This is a genomic window from Terricaulis silvestris (genome assembly GCF_009792355.1).
GTDB lineage: Bacteria > Pseudomonadota > Alphaproteobacteria > Caulobacterales > Aquidulcibacteraceae > Vitreimonas > Vitreimonas silvestris.
Genome location: NZ_CP047045.1, coordinates 3,065,862 through 3,086,315, shown reverse-complemented (window position 1 = coordinate 3,086,315; position 20,454 = coordinate 3,065,862). Strand labels below are relative to the sequence as shown.

The window sequence follows — 20,454 nt, the reverse complement described above, 5'->3', positions numbered from 1 at the left end:
GCTGTGGCGGAACTCGCTGATTTGCGGACGGCTTTTGGCTTCCGCTCAGGTAGGGGTTGTGTGGCGCTCAAAACACGTAACCGTTGTTACACTTACAGGATGTTCAGTTTCACTTTCAAGACAGCGCTGAACGCCGTACCCATACACTTGTGTACGGCGGGTTGGAAGACTCCGAGCGACGCGGGAGGAACTGATATGTCGGAAAAGAGCAAGCTGCGCTCGGGCGCGGCCATGAAGTTTGCGCTTGGGCTGGTGGGCGGCGCGTTGGCGTTCACGCCGGCAGCTATGGCGCAGGAAACGGACGAACAAGGCCCGCGCGGCGCGGCCTCGGTTGCATCCGACGAAATCGTCGTCACGGCGACGAAGCGCGGCGATGTGCTGGCGCAAGACGTGCCAGGTGCGATCACAGCGTTCGGCGCTGAGCAATTGGAAGCGTTGAACTTCCAATCGTTGCAGAGCCTGACCTACGTCATGCCGAACGTGCAGCTGGAAGACGTCGGCACCGCGCCGGGCGTCGCCAACTTCGGCATCCGCGGCTTGGCAATCAACAGCTCGATCCCGTCAGTCGACCCGACCGTCGGCGTGTTCGTTGACGGCGTCTATCAAGGCATCAACGCTGGCATCGTCGTCGACAACTTCGACCTCGCGGGCGTGGAAGTTCTCCGCGGTCCGCAGGGCACGCTCTACGGGCGCAATGTGACTGGCGGCGCTGTGCTGATCCGCACAACGGCGCCCGGCGATGATCTGGAAATCAACGCCCGCGCCGGGATCGAGACCGGTCCGGAATACACGGCCGATTTTTCGATCTCCGGCCCGCTGGCGGAAGGCCTGCTGGCTGCGAAACTGGCGGTCTATCACAACGAAGACGAAGGCTGGTTCGAGAACGATTTCGACGGCTCGCAATTCGGCGCGTCGGAAATGGACATTTACCGCTTCGCCTTGCGGGCGACCCCAACCAACAATCTGGACATGATCCTGCGTCTTGAGCAGGGCTTTTCCGATAGCGATGGTCCCGCCGCGCAAAACCACGGGCTCTATGAGCGCGGCTCATTCGATTTCGCCATCAACAATCCCGGCTACGCATCGGGCGACTGGAATCAAGCCACGTTCGAAGTGAACTGGGACGTTCCGTTGGGCGACGGCACAGTCACCAACATCGCCGGCTGGCGCGACTACGACGGTCGCTCGAGCAGCGACATCGATGCGACGAGTTTCACCGGCTTTCACGCGCGCGCGGTGAACGAGCAAGATCAATGGAGCAACGAACTTCGCTACGCCGGCACCTTTGGCAACGTCGAGCTGACCACGGGCGTCTATCATTTCGAACAAAACCTGTTCTACATCGAAGAGCGTTTCTTGTTTGCCGGACTGCTGCCGGTTGTTGGACCATTGCAGTACGCTGCCGCCGACCCGTTCTGGATCACGCGCGTGGGTGGCGGCGAGGGTGAGTTCTCGACTTGGGCCGCATTCGCAAACGCCGATTGGCATCTCAGCGACGAGCTGACTCTCAACTTCGGCGTTCGTTATAGCCATGAAGAAAAGAGCGGACAGATTTCGCGGATCCGCCGCGGCGTCACGCCGGTCACGCAGCCGATCACAGTCGCACCAATACCGGCTCTCGTAGGACTATTCATCCTTCCCGCCGACAACCTTGACGGCGCGAACGTGGTACCCGGTGAGGGCGTCGTCGGGGGCAGCATCGACGGTGGGTTCTTAACGTTCTCAGATACGCCTTTCGACCTGTCATGGAACGACACATCGCCTCGCGTTGGCATCCAATGGGAGCCGAATGAGGAAACGAACATCTATGCGTTCTGGGCTCAAGGCTTCCGCTCCGGCGGCATGAACTTCCGCGTCACCACGCTCGGCACCACGGCCATAACCGGCGCACCCACGCCGTTCGACGCTGAAGAACAAAGCTCGTTCGAAGTGGGTTGGAAGCAGGACTTTGCCGATCGTCGCGGTCGCGTGAACCTTGCTCTGTTCCACAACACGATCGACGACATGCAGCGCGAAACCAACGTTCCGGACGCCAGCGGCTCGGGCGTGCAGCAGGTGATCGTGAACGCGGGTACAGCGATCATCCAGGGCGCCGAGCTTGAGGCGCGTTGGAGCTTCACGGAAAACTTCCTGGTCAGCGTGCAGGCCGGTTATACCGATGGCGAGTATGACGAGGTCACTGCGGACCTTGATGCCTTGCGCATCGATTGCGTAACGCCTTCGGCGCTGACCGATACGCCAGCGCAGACGGTTGGCGCGTGCGATCTCGATCAGGAAATCCCGCGTCTCGCGCCTTGGACCTACGGCGCCAACCTTGTGTACGATCTGCCGATCTTCGGGGGCGTGTTGTCAAGCCGTGTTGGCTACAACCACCGCGATGAAGCTTTCTACAACGACAGCAACCGCGGCGTGCTCGCCGAAGCAGATATCTTTGACGCCAATCTTACGTTTGTCCCGGAGAACGGAAATTGGTCGCTTTCTGTCTACGGCGAGAACCTCACCGACGAAGCGACTTGGGGCGGCGACACCAACTTGCCGGATGCCGCGCCGTTTGGTGGTGACGGCACGGGACCATACGGCACGGGGGGGCCGGCAAACCCAACCTTCTCGCCGCTCAACGAAGGTATGGTTCTGGGTGCTTCTATCCGCGTTCACAACTAAGCGTCGGAATCCCTCCCAGCCACTTTCAGCCGCGGGCTTTAGCCCGCGGCTTTTTCTTTGTCCCGATGCCGCGCGCCATGCGAAGCTTCGGCATGCGGTCCGCCCTGAAGAAGCACAAAAGCACCGGGTTGTGGCTGTTGGGCATCGCGCTCGTGGTCGCCGCGGCGCTGCTGCTTGTGCCAGGTGCGGCCGCGGTCGCCGGGCGTCTTGTCGGCAGTCTTTGGGTTTCGACCATGGGTGCGGTGTTTGGGCTGATCGGCGGGTTGCTCGGCGGCTAGAGCGGCGGACGCGGCGCGCCTAGACTTGCGCGCATGACGCAAGCGACTCGCGGTCCAGCGGAGGAGGCGCGCGGCGAGCCGGAATGGCGCGCGCGCTTGTTTGAGAGTGCGCCGCTTTTGTTTGCGGCGCTCGCGTTTGGCGCGGGCGCCTTCACGTTGATCGCGGTCGCCACGCCAGCGCTGCAGCACGTGCGCGGCCTCGGTACGCTCGAGCGTCTGGTCGAAGAACTGCCCGAACTGAGCGCGAGCGTCGCCGGTGTCGTGCTGATGGGGCTGGCGACTGGATTGCGCCGGCGGGTCGACGCGGCGTGGGCGGCGACGACGGCGCTGATGGCCGTGGTCTGCATCTATGCGGCGTTGCGGCACGGGCATGTGCTGGCGGCGTCGGCGTCCGGTGTGGTGACGCTGTTGTTGCTGCTCTCGCGGCGCGCGTTCTACCGGCATTCGCGGCTGATGGATTTGCTGCCGGACTCGCGCGTCGCGTTGGGCATCGCGGTGATGTTTTCGCTGGCGCTGATGGGCGCGCTGTTGTGGGCGGGCGACCGGGCTGAGTTCGCCAGCGCGCCGTGGTGGGCGTTGCTGACGGATGGCCGCTTGGGGCGGCCAGGGCGAGCGCTTGCTGCGGGCGCCGCGATCGCGCTGGTGATCGCGGCGCAGTGGTATTTGCTGAGCCGCGCGCGCGGAAAGCTCGCGCCGGCAGCAAGTGAAGAGTTCGCGCGCGCCGAAGCGATGATCGCGACTGCGGAACAGGCGCCGCCTGATGCGCAGCTCGCGTTCACGGGCGACAAGAGCTTTGTGTTCGCGGACGGCGCGTTTGTGATGAGCGCGCGGGGTGGTTCGAGCTTGATTGCGATGGGGCCGCCGGTGGGCAAGCGCGAGGCGTGGCGGGCGGCGTTGATCGCGCTGCGCGCGAAAGCCGAAGATATGTCGCTGCGGCCGGTGGTGTACGCGGCGCCGCCGGATTTGCTGCCGGAGCTGATCGAGCTTGGGTTTCGCGTCGAGAAGATTGGCGAGAACGCGGTGGTGGAGCTGGCGAGCTTCACGCTGACCGGTTCGGCGATGTCGAAACTGCGCTCGGCGCGGCGGCGGTTCGTGGAGCGCGAGGGCGCGGTGTTCGAGCTGGAGCGTCCGCCGCATGAGCCGCACGTGTTCGATCAGTTGCGGCCGGTGTCGGATGTATGGCTCGCGGCTCATGGCGGGCGCGAGAAGGCGTTTTCGCTGGGCGCGTTCGATCCGCCTTATCTCTCGCGCTGCGCCATCGCGACGGTGCGGATGGGTGGGCGCGTGATCGCGTTCGCCAACATCTGGGTCACGGCCGACGGCAAACGCGGCGCGCTCGATCTGATGCGGTTCGATCCGGAAGCGGCGCCGAACGGGCTAATGGATTTCCTGTTCGTGGAGATTCTGCTGTGGGCGCAGGCTCATGGCTTGGCGACGTTCGATCTCGGCATGGCGCCGCTGGCGGGGCTGGCGGAGGAGAAAAAGTACGCGTCGCTGTTCGCGCGCGTGGGGCGGCTGGTGCACGAGCGTGGCGAGCAGTTTTACGGCTTCCAGGGCTTGCGCGCATTCAAGGACAAATTCCATCCGCGCTGGGAGCCGCGATACATCGCAGCGCCCGGCGCGTGGACGCTGCCGATCGTTCTGGCGGAAGTCGCCGTGCTGACGAACGGGCCGCGGGCGGAGTAGGGCCGTCCGCTTTTCGCCGATCGCAGGGGGTATGCGATCGGCCCGCAGAGCAGGCCTACGAAAAGAAAGTCCGTTTTCGCGGAACCATTCTTTCGGAGGCGAGTTATGCTCAGTTATGCCAAAATGCCGACGGCGCGATCGCGCCGGCAACCGTTTGGCCAGAAAGTTGGGTGGAAATGGCCGTAATACTCGTCGTTGAAGACGACGCGCTGATCCGCATGGTCGCGGAAATGATGATCCAAGATTGGGGCCACGAAACACTGTCGGCGGGTGACGAAAACGAAGCGCTTGCGATTCTGCGCTCGCCTCAGCACATCGACGCGCTATTCACCGATATCTACCTCAAGGCATCGGTCCTCGGCGGGTGCGATCTCGCCCGCCAAGCCGTCGCGCTTCGACCGCAACTGCGTGTGCTCTACACGACGGGCAACTCTCTCACCGACAAGATGAAGGCGCTGTTCGTTGTTGGCACGCACTTTCTGAGAAAGCCGTACACAGAACAACAGCTTCAAGACTCCTTCGTGGAAATGCTTGCGGTGTGATTCCGCGAAACAGGTGACGAGCAAAATGGCGGACTCCGAAATTGCTGCGGGCGACATTGTCGAAACAGTGCCCAGCGCACTCATCATTCTCGATCAAAATCTGATTATTAAATCCGCCAATCGCGCGTTCTACCAGACGTTCCGAACCAGCCCGCAGGAAACTGAGGGGTCTCTGATCTACAACCTCGGCAACCGGCAATGGGACATTCCCGCGCTGCGCAATCTGCTCGAGAGCGTGATCCCTCATCGCGCGTCAGTTGAAGGCTTTGAGGTCGAGCATGATTTTCCTACCATTGGCAGGCGCACCATGCTGGTCAACGCACGGAAAATCCTCCGCGGCGGTGAACATGACGGCTACATTCTGCTCGCCATCGAGGATGTCAGCGAGGAGCGCGAGGCCCGCAAGGAGAGCAAGCGCACTTGGCAGCTCACCCAAAGCATCGTCGACACCATTCGCGATCCCCTAGTCGTGCTCGAAACCGACATGACGATTGTGACCGCGAGCAAGGCCTTTCTGACGATTTTCGGGATTACGCAGGCGGAAACAAAAGGACGCCGCGTCTCCGAACTGCTGCAACATCAATGGGATGTTCCGGCGTTGCGGCATTTGATGGAGAAGGTGCTCCCGGAAAACAAACCGATTGAGAGCTTCGAGATCGAGGATGTTTTTCCAGGGCTCGGCCGGCGCGTCTTCAACTTGAATGCGCGTAAAATCTCTCAGCCGGGCAACCACGCCCATCGCATGCTGCTCGTGTTCGAGGACATTACCGACCGCAAGCAGCGCGAACGCGATGCGGTCACGCTGACCAACGAAATCTCACATCGTATCAAGAACAACTTGCAGATCATCGTCGGCCTGATCGCCTTCGAGTCGCGATGGACGGCGGCGCCGTGCGTTCAAGGGTACCAGGCCATGCAGACGCGCATCGGCGCCATCGCCCAACTTTACGACCTGATATCACAATCCAGCCGCGGCCGGACCGTTGCCGTGGGCGCCTATCTTGAGGAAATCGCCAAGACCGTGTCGGCGAGCCTGCTCCGAAACGAGTCGGGCATAAAAATAGAGGTCAAGGCAGAGCCTTTGGAAATCGACCCCGATCGCGCCGTGCCGTTCGGACTACTGGTCAACGAACTCGCGACCAACGCGATAAAGCACGCCTTTCCCGACGGGACGGGCCGCATCGTGCTCAGTGTCGAACAAGTCGGCGATGAGATTGAGCTGTGCGTCACCGACAACGGCATAGGCATGAAGGACAAGGATCCGAACTTGCCAAAGGCGCCGGAGAAACGCGGCTCCGACTACGTTGCGATCTTCGTGCGTCAGCTCGGCGGCACAATTGTCCCATCGGCAGTGGAGGCGACTGGAACGATCGTGAGAGTCCGCCTTCCCTTGCTCTTGGCGCCATCGGGCGGCGCGGAACCTATAGCTGCCTGATGGAAACCGCCCGACGTCCGCTTCGGGGCCAGGAGCGGAAGGGCGCATCGCCCTCATGAGCGGCGAGATTCACGTTCGGCGGACTTAAAGTCCTAGGCGTGCGGCTCTGCCGAAAATGGCGTCCGCTCTCGGTGATCGCATTAAATAGTCAGCTCCGGACGGATTAGTGCGTGGTGGGTGGCCGCGAGGCGCCGAAGGCGTTGGGATCTACCGTCGCCAGGAAGGCTTTCGCGATCTTGTGGGACTCGCGCGCGAAATCCTGCACGGCGCTGGGCGACGCCTTTTTCAGGCGGGCGATGTCGGCATCGCAGAGGGCGGCGATCTCGGCATCGATCTCCGGCTGGGTTTTGCCGAGCTCAGCGCCGGTCCCGAGCGCCGTGGCGCGGCACACCCGAAACAGCAGCGCGAGGTCCTGACGGTCAGGATCGCTCTCTGGGAGTTGCGACGCCGCGTTGAGGAAGCTGGCGCGGCGCGTTGCTTCCTTGGCCTGGTCGTAGGCGCGGACGTCTGGCGCCTTGGCGCTGTTTTTACCGAACATGGCCACCTCTGGAGCCACCCAATAGTACACAAAGAGCCGTCGGCGGCCAGTCGGCCGGGGCAGGGAGGCGGCTCGACAAGGCGAAACCGCCCCCCTATAAGCCCCGCTTCCCGCGTGGGAGGGGCTTAGCCGCCCGCACCACGCACCCACTCAGGTCGGGCGGTTTAGCGATCGTCCGGCGTTAAGCGAGAGGCCAACATGGCTAAGAAGGTACTGGGGCAGATTAAGCTCCAAGTGCCGGCCGGGGCAGCGAACCCTTCGCCCCCGATCGGCCCAGCGCTCGGTCAGCGCGGTTTGAACATCATGGAATTCTGCAAGGGCTTTAACGCCCGCACGCAGGACATGAACAAGGGCGATCCGTGCCCTGTCGTCATCACCTACTACCAAGACAAGAGCTTCACCTTCGAGATCAAGACGCCGCCGGCGTCGTTCCTGATCAAGAAGGCGGCGAAGATGGCCACGGCGAAGAAGCCGGGCTCCGGCTCGAAGAAGCCGGGCGTCGATGTGGTCGGCAAGATCACGATGGCGCAGTGCAAGGACATCGCCAAAGCGAAGCAAAAAGATCTGAACGCCGCTGATCTCGACCAAGCCGCGAAAATGATCGCAGGCACTGCACGCTCCATGGGCGTGCAGGTGGTGGAGTAGGACGATGGCCGAAGCTCCGAAGAAAACTAAAGGCGGCGTCAAGCTGTCGAAGCGTCAGCAGAAAAGCCACGTGGACATCGACTCGCGTAAGCTGCACACGCTTGATGAAGCCGTGAAGATCATCAAGTCGCGCGCAAGCGCGAAGTTCGATGAAACCGTCGAAGTGGCGATGAACCTCGGCGTCGATCCGAAGTATCCCGATCAGCAAGTGCGCGGCGTGTGCGCGTTGCCGAACGGCACGGGCCGCACCGCGCGCGTTGCGGTGTTCGCCAAGGGCGCCAAGGCTGAAGAAGCCAAGGCCGCCGGCGCCGACATCGTCGGCGCGGAGGATCTGTTCGAGACCATCAATGGCGGCAAGATCGATTTCGAACGCCTGATTGCAACGCCGGACATGATGGCCCTCGTTGGCCGTCTCGGTAAGGTGCTGGGCCCGCGCGGTATGATGCCGAACCCGAAGGTCGGCACCGTGACCATGGACGTGAAAAAGGCCATCGCCGACGCTAAGGGCGGCGCTGTCGAGTTCCGCGTCGAGAAGGCCGGCATTATTCACGCCGGCGTCGGCAAGGCGAGCTTCACCGAAGAGCAAATCCTGCAGAACGTGAAAGCGTTCGTGGACGCGGTCTCCAAGGCGAAGCCGACTGGCGCGAAGGGCACTTTCGTGAAGAAGGTTGCGCTGTCGACGACGATGGGTCCGGGTGTCCGGATCGATCCGGCCGCCGCGCTGGCTGCATCGCAGGGCTAAGCTTCGCGCGAAAGCACAAAGACAAGGCGCCCTGGCGAAAGCCGGGGCGTTTTTGTATTGCGGCTCTCGAAGAAGCGCGGCGCAACACCTACATCTGCATCATCGCCGCGCCCGTGGATTGCGCGGCAATTTTCATTTCGAGGGAACTTCATGAGCCAGGTATCCGCCTATGGCGCGGTGCGTTCGGACGCGCCGCTGCAAGCTGTCAAAATTGAACGCCGCGAATTGGGTGCGGATGATGTCGCGATCGACATTACGCATTGCGGCATTTGCCACTCCGATCTGCATTATGTCCGCGGTGAGTGGGGCGAGCAGCCGTCACCGGCGGTGCCGGGCCACGAGATCGTGGGCGTCGTGCGTGCTGTTGGCGCCAACGTGACGAAGCACAAGGCGGGCGACCGCGTCGGCGTTGGCTGCATGGTGGATTCTTGTCGCGCGTGCGAGGCGTGCCAGGAAGGCGAGGAGCAATTCTGCACCAAGCAGATCGGCACCTATATGGGCATCGAGAAGCAAACTGGACTGCCGACGTATGGCGGCTATTCCAAAGCGATCATCGTGACACAAGATTTCGTGCTGCGAATTCCGGATGGGCTGAAGTCCGAACACGCCGCGCCGCTGCTGTGCGCTGGCATCACGACGTACTCGCCGTTGCGTCATTGGAAGGTGGCGCCGGGGCAGAAGGTTGGTGTCGTTGGTCTCGGCGGCTTGGGCCACATGGCGGTGAAGCTGGCCAAGGCGATGGGCGCGCATGTCGTCGTATTCACGACGTCGCCCGGCAAGGTTGCGGACGCGAAGGCGTTGGGCGCCGATGAGGTCGTGTTGTCGAAGGACGCGGCGCAGATGAAGGCGTACACCAATAGCTTTCACCTGATTATCGATGCGGTTTCGGCGCCGCATGATTTGGAGGCGTTCAGCGGGCTGTTGCGCCGCAACGGGACGCTGTGCCTGCTCGGCGCGCCGCCAATCACGGAGAGCCACGTCTGGCCGCAAGTGTTCACGATGCTGATGGGCCGGCGTTCTGTGGCGGGCTCGCCGATCGGCGGCATCCGTGAGACGCAGGAGATGCTGGATTTCTGCGCCGAGAAGGGTGTGAAGCCCGAGATCGAGATCATTGCGCCGGACGGCATCAACGGCGCTTACGAGCGGCTGGTGAAGGGCGACATTCGCTATCGCTTCGTCATCGACATGGCGACGCTCTAGAGCCACCAGGCGCCCCGGTGAAAGCCGGGGCGTTTTGTCAGAGCACGATCGCAAGCACGAACACGATGCTGGCGGCGATGCCGAGGCCGGTGCGGATTGCGTGCAAGCGGCCCCATTTGCGCACCAGTGCTCGGGTGTCCGGGCCGGCGCTCTCTGCTGGCGTGGCTTTGAGGCGATTGTTCGTCGGCATGATTATGAAAAGCGTCACAGGCCACGGCGCCAGGATCAAAGCAGCGCCCAGTGCGGCAAGCGCCTCGCGCTCGATCAACCAGCCGGCGACGCCAAGGCCGCACGCGATCAGCGCGAGACTTGCCTGCATCAGCGCGCCGCGTTCGTAACTCGGTTTCCATTCCGTTAGGAGCGCGCGATCGTCGAGCGTCAAACGCGCGGGTTGTTCGGCGGCGTTGACATAGAACGCAGCGCCAGCGAATGCCGCGGCGACGGCGAGGGCGGAGGCAGTAAAGATCATCGGGAGTCTCCAGAGGTGCGGTTCTTGACGAACCCGCCGGCAGTTTGACTTTATGGTCGGACAGTCCAGTTTCCCGTTGGGAGAATGCTTATGACGCAAAAAACGTATCACGGCTCATGCCATTGCGGCGCGGTGAAGTACGAAGCTGACGTGGACTTTGATAAGGGCACGGGACGCTGCAATTGCACCTATTGCTTCAAGACGCGCTCGTGGGGCGCGCTGCTGAAGCCGGATCAGTTTCGGTTAATCGCGGGGCAGGGCGAGACCAGCGATTATCAGTTCGGCATGAAGGTCGGGCATCACCGCTTCTGCAAACATTGCGGCGTGATCACGCACGGCGAGGGCCACTTAGAGCAGCTCGGCGGCGATTTTGTTTCGATCCAAGTGTCGACGCTCGACGATGTGACGCCGGAAGACTTTGCCGCCACGCCGATTCAGTTTCAGGACGGACGTCACGATAATTGGTGGAACGAGCCCGCGGTGAAGAGCTATCTTTGATGGCATGATCGAGAACATCACACCGATCTTGCGCGCCGACGATCTTGAGGCGACCAAGCGCTATTATCTCGACGTGCTCGGCTTCGCGGTGAACTGGGAAGTCCCGTACATGCTTTCCGTCGTGCGCGACGGGCATCCGCTTTTGATTTGCGACGGCCATCAAGGGCAGCGCGGCACATGGCTCTGGATCGGGGTCGAGGACGCCGATGCGCTGTACGCCGAGTTCGTCGCCAAGGGGGCTCTGATCCGCGATCCGCCGAAGAGTTTCGAGTGGGGCTACGAATTCCAGGTCGAGGACCCCAACGGCCATGTCTTGCGATTTGGGAGCGAGCCGCGGCCAGGACCGCACGACGCCCAGTTTAGGGGCTGAGAGACCAGAAACTTTGAAAACAAAGGAGAAATCGCCGCGTCGCTCCTGCCATCGTCAGACTAGTTTACAAAACAGACTAGTTGATATATAGACGAGCCGAGTGCTGGCTTGGAGCCGGCCGGTGGAGGTTTGTCATGGCCAATTCGGTTGGGGCCAATTCAATGGGCGGCGAGCGGCTGCACGCTTTGGACGCGGTGCGGGGCGGGGCGCTGATGCTGGGCGTGCTGTTTCACGCCTGTTTGCCGTTCTTGCTCGGGCCGCAGCTTTGGATCGTGCGCGATGACGCGAGCACCGAGCTGACCGTCGCATTCTACGTGCTGCACGTGTTTCGGATGACGGTGTTCTTTCTGCTCGCGGGCTTCTTCGCGCGCATGCTGCTGGAGCGGCGCGGTGTTGGCGGTTTCATCAAGAACCGGCTGGCGCGGATCGCGACGCCGCTGGCGATGTTCTGGCCGATCGTGTTCACGGTTATCGTTGCGGTGTTGATCTGGGTGAGCGTTCGCGCCAATGGCGGCGAAGCGCCCTCCGGTGAGCCGCCGCCTTCACCGCTGACGGTGGAAGCGTGGCCGCTGACGCACCTTTGGTTCTTGTACGTGCTGCTGATCTTCTATGCGGTGGCGTTGGCGTTGCGTGGTCTTGTTGTGCTGGTTGATCGCAGCGGCGCGCTGCGTGCGCGGATTGTCGATCCGGTGGTGAAGTTCATCGCTGGGCCGGCGGCTGTGATGTTCCTCGCGCTGCCGGTGTTCGCGGCGCTCTACTTTGCGCCGAGCTGGATGGCGTATTTCGGCATTCCGACACCGGACACAGGCCTTGTGCCGAATCCCACCGCGCTGATCTGCTACGGCGTGGCGTTTGGCTTTGGCTGGCTGGTGAACCGGCAGGTGTCGATCCTGGAGAGCTGGGCCAAGCACTGGCTCTCGAACTTGAGCCTTGGCGTGTTCTGCACCGTCGTGTGTTTGATGATGCTCGGCGTTGAGCCGGTGCTGGCGCCGGCGGAGCGGGGCTTCGACACGATGCTCTACGCTGCGCTCTATGCGCTCGGCGTGTGGGGCTGGACGCTGGGGATCATTGGCGGCGCGGTGCGCCTTCTAAAGCGCGAGAGCGAAGCGGTGCGTTACGTCGCCGATGCGTCGTACTGGATCTACATCGTTCACATCCCGGTTCTGTTGGTGATGCAGGCGCTGGTGCAGCCGCTCGATCTGCCGTGGTCGGCGAGATACCCGATGACGGTGGGCATCTCGTTCGCGATCATGTTTGTGAGCTACGACCTCTTGGTGCGCTATTCTTGGCTCGGCGCGATTCTCAATGGCCGAAAGGTTCGGCCTGGCAAGGCGAAGCGCGAGCCGCAGCTCGCAGCAGCGGAATAGGAGATGACGATGGCGTCCGATGTTCAAAGCGCGCGCGATGATCTCGCGTACATGCGCGGCCTCGTCAGCGGCACGGGACCGATGCAGGCCACGATCGGCGAATGCTTTTTCTGGGCGGGATTGCTCTATGGCGGCCAGTGCTTCTTGCACTGGCTGCAGACTTTGGAGATTGCGCCGTCCGAAGGCTTGGGCGCATTGGCGATTGCGTTCGTGCCGACGATTGCGTTCTGCGCCATTCTCACCGTGATCATCTGGAAGGATCGCAAGACAAAAGTCACCGGCGTCGCAGCGCGCGCGCTGGGTGCGGTGTTTCAAGGGGCGGGGTTGGCGAATTTGGTGATGGCGTTCGTGTTCGCGTACGGCGCCAACAAGGCGGAGAGCTTTGGGCTCTGGCTCTATCATCCGATCGTCGTGTCCATGTTCCAAGGCGTGGCGTGGTTCGTCGCGTGGGTGATCTTGCGCAAGCCGTGGATTGGATTCGTGGCGGCCGGCTGGTTCATTATGACGGTAGCGTTGGGCGTAGCGGTGTACGAGAGCATCGGAGCGTACCTGCTCACTCTGGCTATCGGGCTCACCGTGCTGATGGCCATTCCAGGCTGGATTATCTGGCGCGGCGCGAAGCGGGCCGCGTAGCACATGGCCGCGTTCGATATCGGCAAGCTGGACGACGTCATCCACGGGCGCGTGCGCCTGGGTATCATGGCGTACCTGGCCGATGCGGAAGCGGCGGATTTCACCGAGCTGAAGGCGCTGCTCGAGGTCACGCAAGGCAATCTTTCGGTGCACCTACGGAAGCTGGAAGAGGTGGGGTATATCTCGATCGACAAGAGCTTCGTCGATCGCAAGCCGCTGACGCGCGTGCGCATGACGCCGGCGGGCAGGAAGGCGTTTGCCGCGTACCTGGAAGCGATCGCGAAGCTCGTGGGTGACGGCTAGGGCAATAGCTCTAGCCGCAGCGCGTCGAAATCGATGGCGTAGCCGCTGCCGGCGCGCAGCACGTCTTGGCCGAGCGTGCCGTGATGACCGTCGCTGGCGTCGCCGATGACGTCGACGTTTTCGATCGTCACGGTGCGGTCGCCTACGTTGATCGCGAGGTTGGGAAGAACGGCGGCGTTCTCGTGCACGCGCGAGCCGCCGGCGCCGCCGATGCGGACGTTGCGGGTGTCTGCACCTTGCAGCAGCGTCGGGAATTGTTGTGTCGCAAGCGGCGTCAGGTTCGAGCTTTGCGCGCCGCTGTCCATGAAGAGCTGAACCGGGTTGCCGTTGGCGGTGACGGAGACGAGCACTTCGAGATCGCGAAAGAGCACGTTTGAGTCAGCGCTCCAGGTTCGACCGGAGCGGCTGTGGCGCAGCGTGTTGCCAGCGAACTCGACGCGGCCGAGAGCCGAGAGCACGGGGAAGCCGACGATGGCGGGAATCCGATAGACGCCGCCCATGAACGACAGCGCGTTGTCGGGCAGCACGATGAAAACGACATCGCGGAATTGCCCACCGGCGATGGTGAGCGTGTCGGCGACGGCGAGATGGCCGGCGACCGCGTCGTTGCCTGAAGCGCCGACGGTGATGGGGTCGGGCAACATGCGCAGGCCGAGACGACGCGCGGTGGATTCGGTGATGGTGGAATAGTTGGCGCCCGTGTCGAGCACGGCTTCTTGGGTGCGGCCGTTGATGATGACGTCGGCGCGTGGCAGACGCGCTATATCGTAGTCGAGTTCGGTTTGGCCGCTCGCGGCGACATTGGCTTGCATCGGCGGGACGGTGACGAGCGCGCGGGTGAAGACGAGCGTTTGTTCGGTATCGCGCGCAGCTTCTTCGTCGCGTGCGGGCGCAGCGGCGTTGGCGGCTTCTATGGCGGCGACGGCTTCGGGGAAGCGGCTTTGGCGACCGTAGATGCCGGCGGCGGTCATCCAGGCGTCGCGGCGGAGCGCAGCGGCGAGCGACTGATCTTCGGCTGCGGCGCGAAGATCAGTGAGCGCGGCCTCGTCTTGGCGCCGCATCGCTTTGAGTACGCCGCCCCCAAGAGCGCTTTCACTCGTTGAGCTGGCAGCGGCAGCTTCGATCGCCGCGATGTCGCTGTTTTGGATCGCCGTCGCGAGGTCAGCTGTCTGAGCGCGGGCTGGGGCCGAGGTCAGTACGAGGGCGGCGATGATCGAGGTGGCGAGCAGCAATTTCATTGCGATCTCCGGGAGCACAGCCCGACAACTTATCGATAATCGATGTTGAGCGCAAACAAACTTTATCGATTATCGATTAAGCATCGCAGTGGGTGCATGGACAGCGCTGGCGGCGCGTGACCAACGGCTGTGTCCTACTTGTCAGTCGCAGAGAATTGTGCCTGCCGGGCTTGCGGCAGTGCAATAAAGCAGGCATATCGCGCGATCCGGTGGGGTTAACCCCTCACCGACCCTGTCCGAGACTGCAGGCGCCAGACACATGGTATGCCCGAAAGGGCTCTTTGTGTGTGGCTTAAATCGTTGAAAGCTCAGGCTTTCTCGAGCCAGCAATAGACAGAAGCTGACGTTTTTCGGGGGTGGCTGTCAAGGCCTCTCCCGCAGGCCGGCTCCTGGGACAGGCAGCGCGTGGACCGCGCGCCGCTCGGGGGTCTTTCCGCCGGCCGGCTGGTCCGCGTGCGCTTCGAGGGCGCATCGGATTGTCCGGTGGCCCAACTGAGGAGACCGCAATGGATCGTGCTCAGAAGGCCGAAACGGTGGAATCGCTGAAAGGCGTCTTCGCCGGCGCCGGCGTGATGGTCATTGGCCATTATTCCGGACTGACCGTTGCGGACATGACGGTGCTGCGTACCAGGCTGCGTGCAGCTGGCGGCTCGCTGAAAGTTGTGAAGAACCGGCTCGTGAAACTCGCGATCGACGGCACGCCCAAGGCGTCCGCCGCTGACCTGTTCACTGGGCCGACGGCCGTCGCCTATTCCACGGATCCGATCGCGGCCGCCAAGGTCGCTGTCGCGTACGCCAAGGAAAAAGAGAAGTTCGTCATTATTGGCGGCCTTTTCGGCGACCAGCTGCTCGACAAGCAAGGCATTACGGCAATCGCCACCCTGCCTTCGCTCGACGAGCTGCGTGGCAAGATCATCGGCCTGGTGCAGGCGCCCGCGACCAAGATCGCCGGCGTGCTGGCAGCGCCTGCTGGTCAGCTGGCCCGCGTTCTCAACGCTTACGCGACCAAGGACGCCGCCTAACCGTCATTTCCGCATTTTCGCATTGAACACACAGACTAACGTCAGGAACTAAGATCATGGCAAATCTCGATAAAATCGTCGAAGACCTTTCCGCCCTTACCGTTCTGGAAGCGGCCGAACTGTCCAAGATGCTAGAAGAAAAGTGGGGCGTTTCCGCTGCTGCGCCGGTCGCCGTTGCCGCCGCCGCCGGTCCCGCCGCCGTCGTGGAAGAGAAGACCGAGTTCACGGTCCAACTCACCGCTGCTGGCGACAAGAAGATCGAAGTCATCAAGGAAGTGCGCGCGATCACTGGCCTGGGCTTGAAAGAAGCCAAGGACTTGGTCGAAGGCGCGCCGAAGCCGGTGAAGGAAGGCGTGAACAAGGCCGATGCCGAAAAGTTCAAGGCACAACTTGAAAAAGCCGGCGCCAAGGTCGATCTGAAGTAACTCGCAAACAGCAAGCGGAAGCCGGGCCCGGAAACGGGCTCCGCTTCCGCGATTGCGTGTCTGGACCACAGACGCGCCGGAGCTCCCACCGCCCGGGGTTGCTTCGTCAGGGGTCGGGTTCGCGGCGCGAAACGCGAATTCAGGGGCGACTAGGCGGCTCATGTGCCGCGCTTGGCGGGCCTAGTGGCCGGGGTCCGCAACTAAGCGCAGCGCGCATTGGGAAGATCGAGACGAAATGGTTCTGTCCTACACCGGTAAGAAACGTATCCGTAAGTCGTTCGGCAAGATCCCTGAAGCGGGTCGGATGCCGAACCTGATCGAGGTGCAAAGAAGCTCCTACGATCAATTCCTGCAGAAAGACGAGCGTTCCTACGAGCGCATCGATGAAGGTCTGCAGGCCGTGTTCCGGTCGGTATTCCCGATCCGTGATTTCTCGGACCGTGCGGTTCTCGAATACGTCTCGTACGAATTCGAAGAGCCGAAGTTCGACGTCGAAGAATGCCAGCAGCGCGACATGACCTATGCCGCGCCGCTGAAGGTGAAGCTGCGCCTGATCGTCTTTGAAACGGACGAAGAAACCGGCGCGAAGTCCGTCAAGGACATCAAAGAACAAGACGTCTATCTGGGCGACATTCCGCTGATGACGGACAAAGGCACGTTCGTTGTGAACGGCACCGAGCGCGTGATCGTGTCTCAGATGCACCGTTCGCCGGGCGTGTTCTTCGATCACGACAAGGGCAAGACCCACGCTTCGGGCAAGTTGCTCTTCGCGGCGCGCGTGATCCCGTACCGCGGCTCGTGGCTCGATTTCGAATTCGACGCCAAGGACGTGATGTTCGTGCGTATCGACCGCAAGCGTAAGCTGCCGGCGACGACGCTGCTTTATGCGCTCGGCATGTCGAGCGAGCAGATCCTTTCCACGTTCTACCAATCGTCGGTCTACAAGCGCACGCGCTCGGGCTGGACCACCAAGTATCGCGCCGAACGCTGGCGCGGTGTGAAGCCGACCTATGATCTCGTCGACGCGAAGACCGGCAAGGTCGTCGCCGAAGCCGGCAAGAAGATCGCCGCCCGCTTGGCCAACAAGCTGGTGGAAGACGGCGTCGTCGATATCCAGGTGCCGTCGGAAGATTTGTTCGACCGCTACATCGCCGAAGACATCGTCAACGCCGAAACCGGCGAAATCTTCTGCGAAGCGGGCGACGCGCTCAGCGAAAACGTGCTGGCGACGCTGATCGAAGCGGGCATCGACGAACTGCCGATCCTCGACATCGAGCCGGCGACCAACGGCCCCTACATCCGCAACACGCTGAAGCTCGACAAGAACGAGAACCGCGAACAAGCGCTGTTCGACATTTACCGCGTTATGCGTCCCGGCGAACCGCCGACGATCGACACCGCGGAAGTGCTGTTCAACGGCTTGTTCTCGGATGGCGAGCGTTACGATCTCTCGGCCGTCGGCCGTGTGAAGATGAACATGCGCCTGGGCCTCGACACGGATGACACCATCCGGGTGCTGCGCTTGGAAGACATCCTCGAAGTGCTGCGCACGCTCAGCGATCTGCGCGACAGCCGTGGTGAAATCGACGACATCGACAACCTCGGCAACCGCCGGGTGCGTTCGGTCGGCGAGCTGATGGAAAACCAGTACCGCATCGGTCTGCTGCGCATGGAACGCGCGATCAAAGAGCGCATGTCGTCCGTCGATATCGAGACGGTGATGCCGCACGATCTGATCAATGCGAAGCCGGCGGCCGCCGCCGTGCGCGAGTTCTTCGGTTCGTCGCAGCTCTCGCAGTTCATGGACCAAACCAATCCCTTGTCAGAGATCACGCACAAGCGTCGTCTCTCGGCGCTGGGTCCGGGGGGTCTGACGCGTGAGCGCGCGGGCTTCGAAGTCCGCGACGTGCACCCGACGCATTACGGCCGCATCTGCCCGATCGAAACGCCGGAAGGCCCGAACATCGGCCTGATCAACTCGCTGGCGACGCACGCGCGCGTCAACAAGTACGGCTTCATCGAGAGCCCGTACCGCAAGGTTTCGCACGGCAAGCCGTCGTCGGAGATCGTCTATCTCTCGGCGATGGAAGAGACCAAGCACAAGATCGCACAGGCCAACGCGCAGATCGACGCGAAGGGCAACCTGACCGAAGATCTGGTGCAAGCCCGTGAAAGCGGCGAAGCGCAACTGATCCCGCGCGACGAAATCGATCTCATGGACGTGTCGCCAAAGCAGGTTGTTTCGGTCGCCGCGGCGCTGATCCCGTTCCTCGAGAACGACGACGCCAACCGCGCGCTCATGGGCTCGAACATGCAACGCCAAGCGGTGCCGCTGCTGCAGGCAGATGCACCGATCGTCGGCACGGGTATGGAAGGCACGGTCGCACGCGATTCCGGCGCCGCCATCACCGCGCGCCGCACCGGCATCGTGGAGCAGGTGGACAGCCAGCGTATCGTTGTGCGTGCGACGGAAGAGAAAGACCCGGCGAAACCCGGCGTCGATATCTATCGTCTCTTGAAGTTCCAGCGCTCGAACCAGAACACCTGCATCACGCAGCGCCCGATCGTTCGCGTGGGCGATCTGGTGAAAGCCGACGACATCATCGCTGACGGGCCTTCGACTGACCTCGGCGAACTGGCGCTCGGCCGCAACGTGCTGGTCGCGTTCATGCCGTGGAATGGCTACAACTTCGAAGATTCGATTCTGATCTCTGAGCGCATCGTCAAAGACGACGTGTTCACCTCGATCCACATCGAAGAGTTCGAAGTCGCCGCCCGCGACACCAAGCTCGGCCCGGAAGAAATCACCCGCGACATCCCGAACGTCGGCGAGGAAGCGCTGCGCAACCTCGACGAAGCCGGCATCGTGGCGATCGGCGCCGAACTCGAGCCAGGTGACATCCTCGTCGGCAAGGTGACGCCGAAGGGCGAGAGCCCGATGACGCCGGAAGAAAAGCTGCTGCGCGCCATCTTCGGTGAAAAGGCCTCGGACGTGCGCGACACGTCTCTGCGTCTGCCGCCGGGCGTCAATGGTACCGTCGTCGAAGTGCGCGTGTTCAACCGCCACGGCGTCGATAAGGACCAACGTGCGCTGCAGATCGAGAAGGAAGAAATCGAACGGCTCGCCAAGGACCGCGACGACGAACTCTCGATCCTGGAACGCAACATCTTCGGCCGTCTGCAGGAAATCCTGCTCGGCAAGACCGCAACTACTGGGCCGAAGGGCTTCAAGAAGGGCGTGATCGAAGCTGACGCGTTCGAGCAGTTCAGCCACGGCCAATGGTGGCAGTTCGGCATCGAAGACGAAGCCGGCATGACCGAAATCGAAGCGCTGAAGAAGCAATACGACGACGCCAAGAAGCGTCTCGATGCGCGCTTCGCCGACAAGGTCGACAAGCTCACCCGCGGCGACGAACTGCCGCCGGGCGTGATGAAGGTCGTCAAGGTGTTCGTCGCGGTGAAGCGCAAGCTGCAGCCGGGCGACAAGATGGCCGGCCGTCACGGCAACAAGGGCGTCATCTCGAAGATCGTGCCTGTCGAAGACATGCCGTTCCTGGATGACGGCACCCATGTCGACATCGTGCTGAACCCGCTGGGCGTGCCATCGCGTATGAACGTCGGTCAGATTCTGGAAACGCACTTGGGTTGGGCCTGCGCCGGCATTGGCAAGCAGATCGGTGAAGCGCTGCGCGTGCTTGAGCGAGACGGCGACAAGAAGCCGCTCGAGAAGAAGCTGCGCGAAGTCTACGGCGAAAAGGAACAGCTGCCGAAGGACACGGAAGAGCTCCGTGAACTGGCGCATAACATCGAAAAGGGCGTGCCGATCGCAACGCCCGTGTTCGATGGCGCCAAGGATAGCGACATCCGCGCCATGCTGAAGGAAGCGGGCCTCTCCGAAACCGGCCAAGTCATGCTGAAGGACGGCCTCACCGGCGAGACGTTCAAGCGTCCCGTCACCGTCGGCTATATCTACATGCTGAAGCTGCACCACTTGGTGGACGACAAGATCCACGCGCGGTCGATCGGTCCGTATTCGCTCGTCACCCAGCAGCCGCTGGGCGGCAAGGCGCAGTTCGGCGGTCAACGCTTCGGCGAAATGGAAGTGTGGGCGCTCGAAGCTTACGGCGCGGCCTACACGCTCCAGGAAATGCTGACGGTGAAGTCCGACGACGTCGCCGGCCGGACCAAGGTCTACGAGGCCATCACGCGCGGCCACGACACGTTCGAAGCGGGCATCCCCGAGTCGTTCAACGTGCTCGTGAAGGAAATGCGCTCGCTTGGTCTCAACGTGGAACTTATCGACGGCGTGAAGCTGAAGGCTGCCGAATAGCAATAGCCGGCGCGTCTCGGGTGAGGCGCGCCGGATAATTCGAGAATGAACCCACGGCTGCTCTGGCCGCAC

19 protein-coding genes are annotated in these 20,454 nt (G+C 62.4%); 16 read left to right on the top strand and 3 right to left on the bottom strand.

The genetic code is table 11. The features are described 5' to 3' along the window. The first annotated feature begins 195 nt into the window (after positions 1 to 195). From DSM104635_RS15750 to DSM104635_RS15730, 5 genes are all read left to right on the top strand, one after another. Positions 196 to 2,661, top strand: coding sequence for a TonB-dependent receptor (locus tag DSM104635_RS15750; protein WP_158767125.1), 2,466 nt, complete (start codon positions 196 to 198; stop codon positions 2,659 to 2,661). A 92-nt stretch (positions 2,662 to 2,753) separates the two neighbouring features. Continuing rightward, positions 2,754 to 2,939, top strand: a complete 186-nt coding sequence (locus DSM104635_RS15745) for a hypothetical protein (protein WP_158767124.1) — start codon at positions 2,754 to 2,756, stop codon at positions 2,937 to 2,939. Between the two features lie 33 nt (positions 2,940 to 2,972). Beyond that, a complete protein-coding gene (locus DSM104635_RS15740; RefSeq protein ID WP_158767123.1) occupies positions 2,973 to 4,625 on the top strand; it encodes a GNAT family N-acetyltransferase in 1,653 nt (550 codons plus the stop codon). Positions 4,626 to 4,801: 176 nt separating this feature from the next. Next, the gene (locus DSM104635_RS15735) at positions 4,802 to 5,167 is read left to right on the top strand and encodes a response regulator (protein WP_158767122.1); all 366 of its coding nucleotides are present in this window, start codon (positions 4,802 to 4,804) and stop codon (positions 5,165 to 5,167) included. 25 nt (positions 5,168 to 5,192) lie between these two features. After that, the gene (locus DSM104635_RS15730; protein ID WP_158767121.1) at positions 5,193 to 6,602 is read left to right on the top strand and encodes a sensor histidine kinase; all 1,410 of its coding nucleotides are present in this window, start codon (positions 5,193 to 5,195) and stop codon (positions 6,600 to 6,602) included. A 163-nt stretch (positions 6,603 to 6,765) separates the two neighbouring features. Here DSM104635_RS15730 and DSM104635_RS15725 read toward each other — a convergent pair whose 3' ends face one another. Next, entirely contained in the window at positions 6,766 to 7,140 is a 375-nt protein-coding gene (locus tag DSM104635_RS15725; protein WP_158767120.1) for a hypothetical protein, read from the bottom strand. 198 nt (positions 7,141 to 7,338) lie between these two features. On the opposite strand from DSM104635_RS15725, the gene rplK reads away from it, so the two are divergent. From rplK to DSM104635_RS15710, 3 genes are all read left to right on the top strand, one after another. Next, a complete protein-coding gene (gene rplK, locus DSM104635_RS15720; RefSeq protein WP_158767119.1) occupies positions 7,339 to 7,785 on the top strand; it encodes a 50S ribosomal protein L11 in 447 nt (148 codons plus the stop codon). A gap of 4 nt (positions 7,786 to 7,789) precedes the next feature. Next, the gene (rplA, locus tag DSM104635_RS15715) at positions 7,790 to 8,527 is read left to right on the top strand and encodes a 50S ribosomal protein L1 (protein WP_158767118.1); all 738 of its coding nucleotides are present in this window, start codon (positions 7,790 to 7,792) and stop codon (positions 8,525 to 8,527) included. A gap of 150 nt (positions 8,528 to 8,677) precedes the next feature. Further along, entirely contained in the window at positions 8,678 to 9,727 is a 1,050-nt protein-coding gene (locus DSM104635_RS15710) for an NAD(P)-dependent alcohol dehydrogenase (protein ID WP_158767117.1), read from the top strand. Between the two features lie 37 nt (positions 9,728 to 9,764). Here the strand turns inward: DSM104635_RS15710 and DSM104635_RS15705 are convergent, their stop codons facing one another. Continuing rightward, positions 9,765 to 10,196 carry an anthrone oxygenase family protein gene (locus DSM104635_RS15705; RefSeq protein WP_228445721.1) on the bottom strand — a complete coding sequence of 144 codons (432 nt, stop codon included), beginning with the start codon at positions 10,194 to 10,196 and terminating at the stop codon, positions 9,765 to 9,767. A 90-nt stretch (positions 10,197 to 10,286) separates the two neighbouring features. Between DSM104635_RS15705 and DSM104635_RS15700 the strand changes: the two genes are divergently transcribed. The 5 genes from DSM104635_RS15700 to DSM104635_RS15680 all read left to right on the top strand — a co-directional run bounded on the left by DSM104635_RS15700 (position 10,287) and on the right by DSM104635_RS15680 (position 13,367). Continuing rightward, positions 10,287 to 10,694, top strand: a complete 408-nt coding sequence (locus tag DSM104635_RS15700; protein ID WP_158767116.1) for a GFA family protein — start codon at positions 10,287 to 10,289, stop codon at positions 10,692 to 10,694. Between the two features lie 4 nt (positions 10,695 to 10,698). Beyond that, positions 10,699 to 11,064: a glyoxalase superfamily protein gene (locus tag DSM104635_RS15695; RefSeq protein ID WP_158767115.1), complete on the top strand. Its 366-nt coding sequence runs from the start codon at positions 10,699 to 10,701 to the stop codon at positions 11,062 to 11,064. Positions 11,065 to 11,198: 134 nt separating this feature from the next. Further along, positions 11,199 to 12,431 carry an acyltransferase family protein gene (locus DSM104635_RS15690; protein WP_158767114.1) on the top strand — a complete coding sequence of 411 codons (1,233 nt, stop codon included), beginning with the start codon at positions 11,199 to 11,201 and terminating at the stop codon, positions 12,429 to 12,431. Between the two features lie 9 nt (positions 12,432 to 12,440). Beyond that, the gene (locus tag DSM104635_RS15685; RefSeq protein WP_158767113.1) at positions 12,441 to 13,064 is read left to right on the top strand and encodes a hypothetical protein; all 624 of its coding nucleotides are present in this window, start codon (positions 12,441 to 12,443) and stop codon (positions 13,062 to 13,064) included. A 3-nt stretch (positions 13,065 to 13,067) separates the two neighbouring features. Then, complete coding sequence (locus DSM104635_RS15680) at positions 13,068 to 13,367, top strand: winged helix-turn-helix domain-containing protein (protein ID WP_158767112.1); 300 nt, start codon at positions 13,068 to 13,070, stop codon at positions 13,365 to 13,367. Here the strand turns inward: DSM104635_RS15680 and DSM104635_RS15675 are convergent. Continuing rightward, positions 13,364 to 14,605, bottom strand: a complete 1,242-nt coding sequence (locus DSM104635_RS15675; RefSeq protein ID WP_158767111.1) for a retroviral-like aspartic protease family protein — start codon at positions 14,603 to 14,605, stop codon at positions 13,364 to 13,366. The genes DSM104635_RS15680 and DSM104635_RS15675 overlap by 4 nt on opposite strands. A 506-nt stretch (positions 14,606 to 15,111) precedes the next feature. Here DSM104635_RS15675 and rplJ point away from each other — a divergent pair. The 3 genes from rplJ to rpoB all read left to right on the top strand — a co-directional run bounded on the left by rplJ (position 15,112) and on the right by rpoB (position 20,382). Continuing rightward, on the top strand, positions 15,112 to 15,627 hold the full coding sequence (rplJ, locus tag DSM104635_RS15670) for a 50S ribosomal protein L10 (RefSeq protein WP_158767110.1): 516 nt from the start codon (positions 15,112 to 15,114) through the stop codon (positions 15,625 to 15,627). Positions 15,628 to 15,683: 56 nt separating this feature from the next. After that, positions 15,684 to 16,052 carry a 50S ribosomal protein L7/L12 gene (rplL, locus tag DSM104635_RS15665; protein WP_158767109.1) on the top strand — a complete coding sequence of 123 codons (369 nt, stop codon included), beginning with the start codon at positions 15,684 to 15,686 and terminating at the stop codon, positions 16,050 to 16,052. 235 nt (positions 16,053 to 16,287) lie between these two features. Next, the gene (rpoB, locus tag DSM104635_RS15660; RefSeq protein ID WP_158767108.1) at positions 16,288 to 20,382 is read left to right on the top strand and encodes a DNA-directed RNA polymerase subunit beta; all 4,095 of its coding nucleotides are present in this window, start codon (positions 16,288 to 16,290) and stop codon (positions 20,380 to 20,382) included. The last annotated feature ends 72 nt before the right edge of the window (positions 20,383 to 20,454 follow it).